General features: G+C 66.7%; 7 protein-coding genes and 2 pseudogenes. 8 read left to right on the top strand and 1 reads right to left on the bottom strand.

The features are described 5' to 3' along the window. From KZA10_RS01435 to KZA10_RS01405, 7 genes and pseudogenes are all read left to right on the top strand, one after another. Window positions 1-338: transposase (locus KZA10_RS01435; RefSeq protein WP_218681976.1), on the top strand; the 338-nt coding region annotated here is incomplete at its 5' end. A 223-nt stretch (window positions 339-561) separates the two neighbouring features. Further along, window positions 562-2919, top strand: a pseudogene (locus KZA10_RS01430) (hypothetical protein); the annotation flags it as partial. A 689-nt stretch (window positions 2920-3608) separates the two neighbouring features. After that, window positions 3609-4097, top strand: a pseudogene (locus tag KZA10_RS17585) (type IV secretory system conjugative DNA transfer family protein); the annotation flags it as partial. A 221-nt stretch (window positions 4098-4318) separates the two neighbouring features. Continuing rightward, complete coding sequence (locus KZA10_RS01420; protein WP_094451895.1) at window positions 4319-4867, top strand: hypothetical protein; 549 nt, start codon at window positions 4319-4321, stop codon at window positions 4865-4867. Window positions 4868-4920: 53 nt separating this feature from the next. After that, window positions 4921-9930 carry a helicase gene (locus KZA10_RS01415; RefSeq protein ID WP_308289567.1) on the top strand — a complete coding sequence of 1670 codons (5010 nt, stop codon included), beginning with the start codon at window positions 4921-4923 and terminating at the stop codon, window positions 9928-9930. Between the two features lie 86 nt (window positions 9931-10016). Then, window positions 10017-10517, top strand: coding sequence for a single-stranded DNA-binding protein (locus KZA10_RS01410; RefSeq protein ID WP_052001302.1), 501 nt, complete (start codon window positions 10017-10019; stop codon window positions 10515-10517). A gap of 15 nt (window positions 10518-10532) precedes the next feature. Then, a complete protein-coding gene (locus tag KZA10_RS01405) occupies window positions 10533-11123 on the top strand; it encodes a hypothetical protein (RefSeq protein WP_036341012.1) in 591 nt (196 codons plus the stop codon). Window positions 11124-11187: 64 nt separating this feature from the next. On the opposite strand, the gene KZA10_RS01400 is transcribed toward KZA10_RS01405, so the two are convergent. Beyond that, window positions 11188-11901 carry a DUF6349 family protein gene (locus KZA10_RS01400; protein WP_094451896.1) on the bottom strand — a complete coding sequence of 238 codons (714 nt, stop codon included), beginning with the start codon at window positions 11899-11901 and terminating at the stop codon, window positions 11188-11190. 186 nt (window positions 11902-12087) lie between these two features. Between KZA10_RS01400 and KZA10_RS01395 the strand changes: the two genes are divergently transcribed. After that, complete coding sequence (locus tag KZA10_RS01395; protein ID WP_094451897.1) at window positions 12088-12504, top strand: hypothetical protein; 417 nt, start codon at window positions 12088-12090, stop codon at window positions 12502-12504. Window positions 12505-12676 lie beyond the last annotated feature (172 nt).

Genomic DNA, 12676 nt, shown 5'->3' with positions numbered 1-12676 from the left:
TCGCGGAGTTCGCCGAGCAATGGCGGAGCCTGTATCCGGCGATGATCCAGATGTGGGAGAGCGCGTGGGGCGAGTTCGTGCCGTTCCTGAAGTTCCCGCCGGAGATCAGACGCCTCATCTATACGACCAATGGGATCGAGTCGCTCAATGCCAGGTTCCGGCAGGCCACGAGACGCCGCGGGCACTTCCCCAACGAGCAGGCGGCGATGAAGGTGCTCTACCTGACGGTGCTCGAGCGGCGCCCGAATCGCACGAACCCGACCGGGCAGATCGCCGGCTGGAAAGCTATCCTGAATACCCTGTCCATCACCTACGGCGACCGCCTAGGAATCAACTAAGCCGAAGCCCCGTACACAAAGGAACGGACAGACCCCGACGCTGGCTGTGATGCAGGCCCGGGCGCGATGAGGCTCCGTTGACCTGGCGAAAGGTGGAACAAGGAGCGCGACGGCATACGGGTGATTGAAGGTATGCGAAAGTCTGACTAGGCTGAGCGGTACCGCATTCGTCGATCCCCATAAGCATCCGGCGCAGACGGTCGGCCTTGGGAGGGGGCGTTTCATGGAGGACAATGTCCTGCATGCTCGGCGTTGGCGCCTATTCGTCGCCATGCTGATGGCTGCCACCCTCGCAACCGTCGGTCTAACTCTCGCATCCCCTGCTCCAGCCGAGGCGGTGGTGGTGCAGTGGGGAACGAACTCGGGCACCGCGCCCAACTATCAGGCCAACGTCAACGGCGACTTCCTGATGGCAGGCAACGGCGTACTCGCCTGCACCTCCGCGGCGGGCACCGGCGTAGGAACCTGCAACGACCTGCACGCGGCGTCGAACAGCGACGCCGACAACGTGAACGATAACTTCGTAATGTCGAACACCAACGCAGCCGGCGGGTTCACCACCAACTCGTCCAGTGCGACGATCAACGTCCCGGCAGGCGCGACCGTCGTCAAGGCGTTCTTGAGCTGGAGCGCCAACACGGGCGCGTACACGGGAGACAACCGCTCGCTGTGCACGACCTTTTCGACGGCCCGCGGCACCGCCACCCTGCCGGCCGGTTCGGCCACCGGGTACCTAAACCGGGCCGTCCAGTTCCGGGTAGGTTCTGGCGGAATCAGCAGCATCGCACCGCAGAGCATGCTCGTCGATCCGACCAACCAGGCAACGGCTCGCTACTACTCCGCGAGTGCCGACGTCACGAGCGCCTTCGCGGGCGTCACCACCGGGTCCGATGTGACTATTTCCGCTGGCAATCTCTGGACGCCGACCGGAGCAGGCTGCTACGCCGGATGGTCGGTGACCGTCGTGTACGACTACGGCACTTTCATCCTCGGCAACCAGGCGTCCGTGCCGCACAACATCATCTTCTACGAAGGCCACGTCCGGCAGGGAGCATCAGACCCGGACCTGTCCGTGGCCTTCAACGGTTTCACTGCCGTCGCCCCGGGCACCAGAGCCGGATTCACCCTCTTCGAGGGCGACCGCAACATCACGGGCGACGCGGCATCGTATTCACGAGGCACCTCGACAACGTTCACCCCTATTGCAAACCCCGCTGGCGCCACCAACAACTTCGGTATTGGACGAGCAGAACGTTCCGTTCGGTATACCGGCGCGGGCAACACCGCGTTCACCAATCAGAGTGTCGACGTATCGACAGCCCCGCTATCGAATGTCGCCGGCGGGGACACCCGAGTCAACCTGCGCCTCGGCACCATCGGCGACTCCTACCTTCTGCGTAACGCCATCCTCTCCGTTCCGACAGCAGGTCTCCAGGTGGTGAAAACGTTCGACGGCACCGCAGACACGCAATCTCGGACCGCATCCGAACTCGCAACCTTCACGATCCGCGTCACCAACACCGGAGCGGGCACCCTCCGCAACATCATCATCGAGGACGATCAGGCCGGCTGCGCGCGAAACCTCGGTGCCCTGACACTCGCCCCACTGCAGACCACCACGTACACCTGCACGGCGACCGCCCCCGCCTCGACGGGATACACCTCGACGGCAGAAGGCACCGCCTACACATCAGCCGGCAACTATCTCGCCCAGGACAGCGACAGCACGACCGTGCTCCTCACCGCCATCGAGCTCGTCAAGTCCAGTGCGCTGGCCCCCGGCGCCTCAGGTCGCGCGGGCGAAACCGTCATCTATACCTTCACCGTGACGAACACCGGCCAGTCAACGCTCACCGACATCTCGATCACCGACCCCCTCGTCGGACTGTCCGCCATCACATTCGACTCTTGGCCCGGACCCGCAGGCACATTAACGGCGGGCCAATCCGTGACCGCCACGGCAACCTACACACTGACGCAGAACGACGTCGATGCCGGTTCCGTCGCCAATACCGCCTCGGTGACCGCGACCGACGACGACGGCGGTGTGAAGCCCGTCGGCAACAGCAGTCAGACCACCCCGATCGCGTCCGCGGCGAATATCTCGGTCGGCAAGGTCGGCACGCTCGCTTCAGGAGCCACCGGCCGCGTGGGTGACCGGATCAACTACACGGTCACGTTCACCAACACCGGCAACGTCACCCTCGTCAACGCGTCGCTGGTCGACCCGCTGCCTGGTCTCTCGCCTCCGGTCCTCACCTGGCCCACCGCGACCGCCGGCACGCTCCCGGTCGGCCAGACCGCCACCGCCACCGCCTTCTACACGATCACCCAGGCCGATGTGGATGCCGGCTCCGTCCGCAACACCGCCACCGTCACCGCCCGCACCCCCTCGGGCGCCACCGCTTCCGGCACCTCGCCCCAGGTCCAGGTGTCGACGATCCCCTCGGCCCCCGCGCTCACGACGACGAAGTCGGGAACAATCACCTCGGGCTCGGGCGGCGTCGGCAGCGTCATCACCTACAGCTTCACCGCCCGCAACGCCGGCAACACAACGCTCACCGCCGTCTCCATCGCCGATCCGCTACCTCGTCTCTCGTCCCTCTCCTACACCTGGCCAGGGACGCCCGGGCGTCTCGCTCCCGGTCAGACCGTCACGGCGACCGCGACGTACACCATCGCCCAGGCCGACGTCGACGCCGGTGCCATCCGCAACACCGCCACCGGAGCAGGCGACCACCCGCGTGGAGGCGAGGTCACCGACCAATCGGAGCAGACCGTCGTTCCGCTCGTCGACGGCACGGGGGCGGTGCGAGTCTCGAAGGTCGGCACGCGCGCCGGGGACGGCTCGGTCGGCACGGCGATCGACTACGCCTTCACCGTGACGAACACCGGAACTCTCACCCTCACCGACATGGCGCTCTCCGATGAGCTGCCCGGTCTCGGCGAGATCGTCTACGGCATCTGGCCTGGTGCGGTCGGACAGCTGGCGCCGGGACAGTCCGTTTCCGCGACGGCGTCGTACACGATCACGCAGGCGGACCTGGATGCCGGTGAGGTCCGCAACACCGCGGACGTCTCCGCCAGGACGCCGCAAGGCGATGGCGTGCGCGGCGACTCTCCGGAGTCGGTCGTCTCCACGGCCCCCGGCTCGCCGCAGATCGATATCACCAAGACCCAGCAGCTGGCGGCGGGTGCGACCGGCCGACCGGGTGACCTCGTCGAATACGAGTTCGTCATCCGCAACGACGGCAACGTCACCCTGGGCGGTGTGATGAGATCGCCAACCTTAGCCCGCTGCCGAGCCTGCCGACGCTCATGTCGGAGGGAGGCGGAACGGGCATCACCGCGATGCCGGTGCTCCAGAGCCTCGCCCAGGCGCGGGATCGGTGGAGCGAGAATCAGGCCAACGCGATCTGGGATGCGGCGATCACCAAGGTCGTCCTCGGCGGCGCATCCAACTCCCGTGATCTGCAAGACCTCTCCTCACTGATCGGGGAACGCGACGAGTTCACCGACAGTGTGACCTTGGGCGACCACGGCACCCGGTCCAATCAACGCTCGGTCAGACGCATCGCGATCATGCCGCCCGAGCGAATCCGCACCCTCCCGTTCGGCACCGCGGTCACGCTGCTGCGCTCGGCCCCGCCGATCATCACCGATCTGCGCCCGTGGACGAAGCGCGACGACGGCGAGCGGCTGAAGGCCGATCGGGTCGAGATCGAGGCGTTGCTGGAACGAGGCGCGAATGGCCCCTGAGCTGCACCTATCTCACCGACCGCTGATCCGTGGCCGTGAGCTGCGGTCGGCGGTGGCAGCAACGACGGCAGAGGTGTGGAGGTGATGGCCGATGGCCCGCAGGAGCCGGAAAGCGCCGCCCGGTCAGCTCGAGTTCGACCTGTGGGGGCTGGCCGAGCAGACCGCCGACGAGCAGATCAACGAAGCAGCCGAAACCGCGACCGGACTGGAGGGATCGACACATGAACAAGTACGGAGCGCAGGCGATGGCGCACTGGAAGACCCACGCACCCCAGCGGTTCCAGAACCTCGACGACCCGACCCGGTTCTTCACCGATCTGGGCCAGGAGGCGCAGGGCCAGATCACCGAGCTGGCGCGACAGATCGAGACGAACCGCCCCTTGTTGCTGGCCAAGACGTCCTCTTCGAGGGAGACTTATCTCAAGGACGTGGCACACCGGATGACGGCGCTACGGATAGCGGAGGAGGTCGTGATGCAGCAACTCGCCTGGGTCAGCGACCCGAGCCTGCCGCTGGACGAGGCCCGGCAGGAGTGGAACCAGACCACGCCGAACGACGAGAACCTGATCGTCTGGGCCGAGCGGATGCAGGACGCCCCCGATCTGATGCCCTCGACGGTCGACCTAGAGCAGAAAGCCAAAGACTGGGCCGTGCCACTCTGGTTCTTGGAGGGTCTGGTCGAAGCGGAGATCCCGAGGCAGTACCTGGAAGAACACCAGAGCCTGCTGGCGGAGGCCGCGTCGATGCGCTTCCTGCGCGAAGTCCGCTAACCCCCACCGCCGATACCGCCGGGCAGGAGCCTGTCGCGCCGGTGGCGCGGTTCGTGCCCGCCACGCACGACGACCTCGCTCCCTCGGGCGCGAAAGCCCGCTTCCACGCGAACATCGCCGCGATCGAAACTGCCCGGCTGCTCGCCGAGCAGGAACGCCCGGCGACCGCCGATGAGCAGCAGATGCTCGCGCGCTGGTCGAGCTGGGGCGCGGTGCCCGATGTGTTCGACGAGTCCAGGCAGGACTGGACAACCGAGCGTGAGCAGCTGCGGAGCCTGCTGACCCCGGACGAGTGGGATGCCGCCGCACGCACGACGATCAACGCGCACTACACCGACCCGTTGATCGTGCGGCAGATGTGGCGGACCATGACCGCGCTCGGCTTCGACGGCGGCAGGGTGCTGGAACCCGGCTCCGGGCTGGGCACGTTCCTCGGCATGGCCCCCGAGACCGCGCGCATGACCGGGGTGGAACTCGACCCGGTGACCGCGGCGATCAGCCGCGCCCTGTATCCGCACGCCGAGGTACGGACTGAGTCGTTCGCCGACACCCGGCTGCCCGAAGCCTCGTTCGATGCGGCGATCGGGAACGTGCCGTTCTCAGACGTGACCTTGCACGACCCGGTGCACAATCCGACGCGGCTGTCGATGCACAACCATTTCATCCTCAAGAGCCTGCGGCTCACCCGGCCCGGCGGGATGGTCGCGGTGCTCACGTCGCAGTACACGATGGACGCGCAGAACCCCGGCGCGCGCCGCGAGATGGCGATGCGCGCTGACCTCGTGGGCGCGATCAGGCTCCCCGCCGGGGCACATCGGCGCACGGCGGGAACCGACGTGGTGACCGATCTGCTCATCCTGCACCGCCGCGAGGACGGGCAACCCCCGGCAGATGACCTGTGGGAAACGGTCACCCCGATCAGCCTGGACGGACAGCGCGCGAAGATCAACGCCTACTTCGATCACCACCCCGAGCATGTGCTCGGCACCCTGAGCATCCGGCAGGGCATGTACGGCACCCCGACGCTCACCGTCGATGGCGACCTCGACCGCCTGGAGGCCGACCTGGCCGATGTGCTCGACCAGATCACGTTCACAGCCCGCCGCACCGGAAGGGTCTTCACTGCGCCCACGGCGGAGTATCAGGCACGGCAGGCCGCGCGTGTGCCGTCGCCGCCGCAGTTGTGGGATGGCAGCATCGTCGCCACCGACACCGGGTTCGGCACCGTCGTCCAAGGCTCCGTCGAACCGTTGGACGTGCCGAAATCGGCGGGGCCGGAGCTGCGCGCCCTGCTGGGGTTGCGCGACGGCGCGCACCGGCTGCTCGAACTGGAGGCCGCGACCGTCGATGACACCGACGAGATCAACCAGGCGCGCGAGGGCCTGTACCGCGACTACCGGAAGTATGTTGGCAGGTACGGGCCGCTGAACCGGTACACGCTGCGCCGCACCGGCCGCACCAACGAGGCCGGGGAAGACACCTACGCCCGCACGGTGCCGACCCCGATCCGGCTGCTGCGCTCCGACCCGTTCGGGGCGCTCGTGCTCGCCTTGGAGCAGTTTGACGACACCGACCAGACCGCGACCCCGGCGGCGATCATGACACGCCGCGTCGTCTCCCCGCGCACCGAACCCCAAGGCGTTGACACCCCGGCCGATGCGATAGCGGTCAGCCTCGACCGCACCGGCAGGATCGACCTGCCGCTGATCGCCGACATGCTCGGCATGGACGAAACCGAAGCCCGCGCCTCGCTGACCGGGCTGGTGTTCACCGACCCGATCACCGACGAGTTCATCCACGCCCCCGCGTATCTCTCCGGCGACGTGCGCATGAAGCTGGAGCACGCCACCGAGCGCGCCGCCGACGACCCGGCGTTCCAGGCTAATGTCGACGCGCTCACCGAGGTCGTACCCGAAGCACTCGGCGTAGAAGAGATCAGCGCCCGCATGGGCGCGGTGTGGATTAGCGCCGACGTGCACGCGCAGTTCTTGAACGAGCTGCTGCGCACCCGCGACGTGAACGTGGAGAACCCGCTGCCAGGCATGTGGGAAGTGCGGGGAGGACGCCAAGGGCTGCTGGCCACCAGCGAGTGGGGCACCGCGCGTCGCCCGGCCCCCGATATCGCCCAGGCGATCATGGAGCAGAAGACCCTGCTCGTCTACGACGAGATCGAAGACGTCGAAGGCAAGAAACGTCGCGTGCTCAACCCGCTGGAGACCACCGCCGCGCAGGAGAAAGCCGACGCCCTGCAAGAGCGGTTCGCCGAGTGGGTGTTTGAAGACCCCGAGCGCGCCCGCACGCTCGTGGCCGAGTACAACAGGCGATTCAACTCCATCGTCTTGCGCGACTACACCGACGCGGGCGAGTACCTGAGCCTGCCGGGGCTGGCGGAGAACTTCACCCCGCGCCCGCACCAGCGCTCCGCCGTCGCCCGCATGATCGCCGAACCGGCTGCCGGGTTGTTCCACGAGGTCGGGGCGGGCAAGACAGCGGAAATGATCATGGGCGTCATGGAGATGCGCCGCATGGGGCTGATCGACAAGCCCGTGCTCGTAATTCCGAATCACATGCTGGAACAGTTCTCCCGCGAGTGGCTGCAAATCTATCCGCAGGCCCGGATTCTCGCCGCGTCCAGCAAAGACCTCACCGCCGACAAGCGCCGCCTGTTCGTCGCACGGACCTCGGCGAGCGAGTGGGATGGCGTGCTCATGACGCAGGGCGCGTTCGAGAAGATTCCACTGCGCACCGAGACCCAGCAGGCGTACATCCAAGCCCAGGTCGACGACATGCGGGAAGTGCTCGCCACCGCGACGGGCGAGAACGCGATGAGCGTCAAACGCATCCAGCGCAAGCTGCTCCAGCTGGAGAACAAGGTCAAAGCCCGCATCGACACCAGCCGAGATGCCGGGGTGTGCTTCGAGGACACCGGCATCGACTACGTGGTCGTGGACGAGATGCACATGTACAAGAACCTCGCCACCGACTCGAACATCCAAGACGCCGCGATCGAGGGTTCCAACCGTGCCTCCGATCTGCACATGAAGCTCGAATACCTGCGCTCCGAAGGCCGCGAACGGGTGGTCACCGGGGCGACCGCGACGCCGATCTCGAACAGCGTGACCGAGGCGTTCGTGATGCAGAAGTACCTGCGCCCGGACTTGCTCGACGCCGCCGGTATCGGCGCGTTCGATGCGTGGGCGGCGACGTTCGGGCAGACGGTCACGCAGATGGAGATGGCCCCGACCGGCAACAACACGTTCCGCATGAAGACGCGGTTCGCCAAGTTCCAGAACGTGCCCGAGATGCTGAAACTCTGGTCGATCTTCGCGGATGTGAAGACCGCCGAGGATCTGCAACTGCCCACCCCCGAGATCGCCGAGCGCGAGGATGGTAGGCGGGCACCGGCGACGGTCGCGATCCAGCCCACGGTCGAGCTGGAGCAGTTCATCGAGACCCTCGGCAAGCGTGCCGAGAAGGTCGCAGCCCGGGCGGTGTCGCCCAGCGAAGACAACATGCTCACCATCTCGACCGATGGGCGCAAGGCCGCCCTCGATATCCGCATGATCGCATCCACCGACCCGTCTGGGCCGACCAAGGTGGACCTGGCTGCCGACAGCATCCACCGGGTCTGGGAGCAGACGAAAGACAACATCTACCTCGACCCGATCACCGGGCAGGAGTCGCCCGTGCGGGGTGCGTTGCAGCTGGTGTTCTCCGACATCGGCACCCCGAACCCAACCCAGTGGAACGCCTACGACGAACTGCGGGCGCAGCTTGTCGTGCGCGGGATGCCGCCCGAGTCCATCCGGTACATGCACGAAGCCAAGACCGACGTGGACAAAGCCAGGTTGTTCGCTGCCGCGCGTGCCGGGCACGTCGCGGTGCTGATGGGTTCCACACAGAAAATGGGCGTCGGCACCAACGTCCAGAACCGGGCCGTCGCGCTGTATCACCTGGACTGCCCGTGGCGACCCAGCGACATCGCCCAGCGCGAGGGCCGCATCCTGCGCCAAGGCAACCAAAACCCCGAGATCGGCATCGTCCGGTTCGTCACTGAACGGTCATTCGACTCCTACATGTGGCAAGGGGTCGAGCGGAAGGCGACCTTCATCGCGCAGCTCATGCGTGGAAACCTCGACTCCCGCGAGATCGAGGAGATTGACTCATCCGCCCTATCCGCCGCCGAAGCCAAGGCCATCTCCTCGGGGAACCCGCTTCTGCTGGAGCACTCCACGGTGCATACCGAAGTACAACGGCTCCGCCGTCTCGAACGCGCCTATCACCGCAACGAGTCGATGCTCGTCCACGCCCGCGACCGCGCCAGTGACCATGCACGGAGTGCCGCAGCCGACATCGAAGCCCTCGAAGCGGTGCTGCCGCGCGTGACCGACACTTCCGGTGACAGGTTCCGCATCGAGCTACGCGACAACACCTACACCTCCCGGGCCGATGCTGCACACGCGCTCGCAACTTGGGCGCACGACTCCGACCTGAAGTGGGCACCGCGCTACGCCTCCCGCGACCACGGCGTCATCGGCCAGATCAGCGGCTTTGACGTGATCGTCTCGACCAGCCCGGCACTCGGGGCCGACCCCGTGGTGAACATTCGGCTCGACGGGGTGCCGCGTAGCGGGTTCATCATGACCCGCCAGTCGTTCCTCGACGGCGGCGTCGGACTCATCCAGCGCATCGAGAACCGCGCATCCGGCATCCCCTCCCTCCTCGAGCAAGCCCGCAGCGACCTCGCCAGCGCCGAGACCGAACGCGACGATGCCGAGCAGCGCATCGGCCAGCCGTTCCGCCACGCCCAGGCCCTTGCCGACGCGGAGAAAGACCTCGCCAGAATCGAGACCCAGCTGGCCGCGATGCAAGAAGACATCGACCACGCAGCACAACCCGAACCCGCGCCGGGGAACCCACCGAATGGGCTGAACGTCGAGACCGTGCGAGCACACCGGCCCGCGCTCGGTGTCCGCCCGAACCCCGAACGCACCCCGGTATCCAGCAGAGCTGGTTCGTCGGCGCAGTCGTGGGCGCGGGAGACGCCCGCGCGAGGGTTCTAAGGCTCGCGGGCCGCTTCGTGCACCTTGCCGCCACACACAAGCAGCGCCGCCTACTGGCGGGGCACCGTGAGGTAGGAGGCAAGCTGATGGACGAGCAGAACGAGCCGCACGACGGCCAGAGGCAGGAACGGGCGAAGCTGCGACCACGTGAAGCGCTGGTCGGATACATCGACTCCGAACCCAGGCTCACGTACAGCAAGAACGGGATCGCGCGGTTGTACGCGCGCGTCGGCGTCGATCACTTCCGTCGTGACGGCGAGGATTCGTTTGTCAAGACCGGCACCACGTTCCACGACATGGTGCTCTTCCGCAAGACCGCCGAGGAAGCGAGCCAGAAGTTCCAGCAGGACGACCGCTTCATCGCACAGGGGTACGTGCGGCCGTTTACCGATCAGAACGGCAACGAGCGTGAAGAGTTCGTGGCCACGAAGATCGGCCACGACATGATGTGGACGCCCTACACCGTCGACCGTGCGCCGCAGCAGGAGACACCGCAGCGTGAGGCCCCGGGCCTCGACCGCAGCCAGGGGTTCGAGCGCGACGACCGGCCCGCGCAGCAGCGCGAACCGGCCGTGATGTCGCAGTAGGACAGGGCCGACACCATGAATGACGAAGAGGACTTCGTACCCGAGCAGGACGAGCCAGAACCCGAAATCGACCACGGCACCACAAACCGGGTCGGGGCGGCGGGGCCGATGCTCGATGAACCGCCCGGCCCGATCAACTGGAACCTGCTGACCGCCGACGACGCCGAGGCCGCATGGTTGGAACTGAACCAGTGGGTGAACTGGCTTCGCACGACCTACGGGCTGCCGTCGTCGGTGGTGCCTCCCATGTGGCACCGTCACCCCGAGCTGCACTGGGAACTCTCAGCGCTTCACACCCATTGGCTGTGCGCGTTCGACCCGCAGCAGAACGGTTCGGCCCCGATCGGCTGGCACCGGGATTTCGCGGACGCCAGGCAGCGGCTGCGTGATTGGGTCGCCGCGTGCGGCACCCGCCTCGACCGCGACCGGCCCACGCGCCAGACCGTCTGGCCCGGCGAGGACGAGGCCGAACCGATCGAAGACACCCCGATCACCGACCGCGACGAGGACTTCGTGGCCTACGTCATCGCCGACGTCGAGCGCCGCCGCCAACTCGAACACGACTTCTACGCCAACCTCAACCCCGAGACCGGCGAGATCAGCTGAGCATCGCACCGCTTACGGGGCCGAAGCCCTACTCCCAAGTTTCGGCCCCGCTCTCGTGTGCCGGTCAGTCGCCGAGCATGCGCCCGGTCCGACGCGGCGCGCTCACTGACGGCTCGAACTGGGCAGGCTCCCGGCGCACGGCGTGACCTGCGGGCCGAGGCGCGGGGCGCTCCAGCGCGGTAGCGGACAGGTCGTAGCCGCCCCAGGGTGAGTAGGCAGGAACGTGGCGGGTGCCGAACTGCTGGCGTTCGGTGATGATCGGGGCACCAGGTATCTGCATGTGCTGCGGGTAGCGTTGCTCAATCCACCGCAGGGCCACTTTCGACAGGCCCTTGTCGGTGCGTACCCGAATCTGGCCGGGAACCACGGGGAGGTCTCGCCACCCCGGTACGGCGTGATCGTGCCACGCTTCGACCGCATCTGACTCGCCGCCGGCGTCGGACTGCCACGCGCACGGCCCGCAGACGATCTTCTTCAGCAGATCGCCCGGCCCCTCCGCGTCGGGCTCAGGGCGAAGATCGGCGTGGAACATCTCGGCGCGATGCTCGCCGAACTCGACAGTGGCATGACTGAAGCGGTGCCACATATGGCTACGCGCGAACGAGCCGAAGCTGCCGTTGATGAACCGCCAGTGCTCAAACGCCTCGTCCAGCAGCCTCGGTGGGTAGTAGTCCTCGGTGTAGTGCAGCGGTGCTCCGGCCCACTCGGGCAGTCGCGCGCGGGCGTCCTCGCGGGCGAACTCATCGAAGTCGAACGCCAGCTGCTCCATCGTGGCCATACGGGTAGGTACCCGACCCACGACGACCGCTCTTCCGACAGCAGCGTGCAGGCGTTAGACTAGGGGTAGGCGACATCAATGTTCAGCTAGTCGTCACCGGCCCCAGGCAGGTGGCAGACGAACCGGGGAAGCCGCCCCGGCAAGTCCATCCCATAGGAAGCGTCGCCGCTTCGGGAGGACTTGACCATGATCTGGCTCATCTTCATCGCAGTCGTCATCCTTTTCCGGGTGCTGCGGCCTTGGATACCCTCGACCATCCTGCTCGACTGGTTCCGCACTCAGCGCGACCCGAAGTGGGGTCTGTGGGCCATGCTCGCCGGGGTCGTCTACTTCGGTTTCGCCTACGGGTGCACCGTCCTGATCGACAACGGAGGACCGGAGTGGCTCCACCTCTTCGTTCTGATCGGGATCTGCGAGGGCTTCCGCTTCCTCTTTCACGGCTTCGGCATCTACCTCCGGCTCCGTGCCGCCCGCCGCAAGGAACGCCGCGTCGCCCGTGACGCTGACGGGCAGGCGAGTTCACCTGGCGGGTATGAGGCACTACCGGGTGACGAGCACGGGCCGACGTATCTCGGCCGAGCCTCGGGTGCGCTCCAAGCCTGACAACAAGCAACTGATCGCGCTGGTTCTGCACATCGCGGATGGACTTCACGCCCAGGAGCTTGATGAGCAGCAGCGTCGCATCGGTGATCGACACAGCACCGGAAACACGACGCACGCCCATTCGTCGTCTGGCGAGCAAGGAGGCCACCATGACCCTGACAATGCCGATACA

The organism is Microbacterium sp. BF1 (assembly GCF_019279095.1).
Taxonomy (GTDB): Bacteria; Actinomycetota; Actinomycetes; order Actinomycetales; family Microbacteriaceae; genus Microbacterium; species Microbacterium maritypicum.
Note: the sequence above shows the minus strand (reverse complement) of the source record. Positions and strands in the feature narration are given on the sequence as shown.

What these genes read in the sequence shown, in the direction of transcription:
- KZA10_RS01420 (WP_094451895.1), top strand. Translation starts at nt 4,319, where the DNA reads ATGAACAAGTACGGAGCGCAGGCGATGGCGCACTGGAAGACCCACGCA.
- KZA10_RS01410 (WP_052001302.1), top strand. Translation starts at nt 10,017, where the DNA reads ATGGACGAGCAGAACGAGCCGCACGACGGCCAGAGGCAGGAACGGGCG.
- KZA10_RS01405 (WP_036341012.1), top strand. Translation starts at nt 10,533, where the DNA reads ATGAATGACGAAGAGGACTTCGTACCCGAGCAGGACGAGCCAGAACCC.
- KZA10_RS01400 (WP_094451896.1), bottom strand. Translation starts at nt 11,901, where the DNA reads ATGGCCACGATGGAGCAGCTGGCGTTCGACTTCGATGAGTTCGCCCGC.
- KZA10_RS01395 (WP_094451897.1), top strand. Translation starts at nt 12,088, where the DNA reads ATGATCTGGCTCATCTTCATCGCAGTCGTCATCCTTTTCCGGGTGCTG.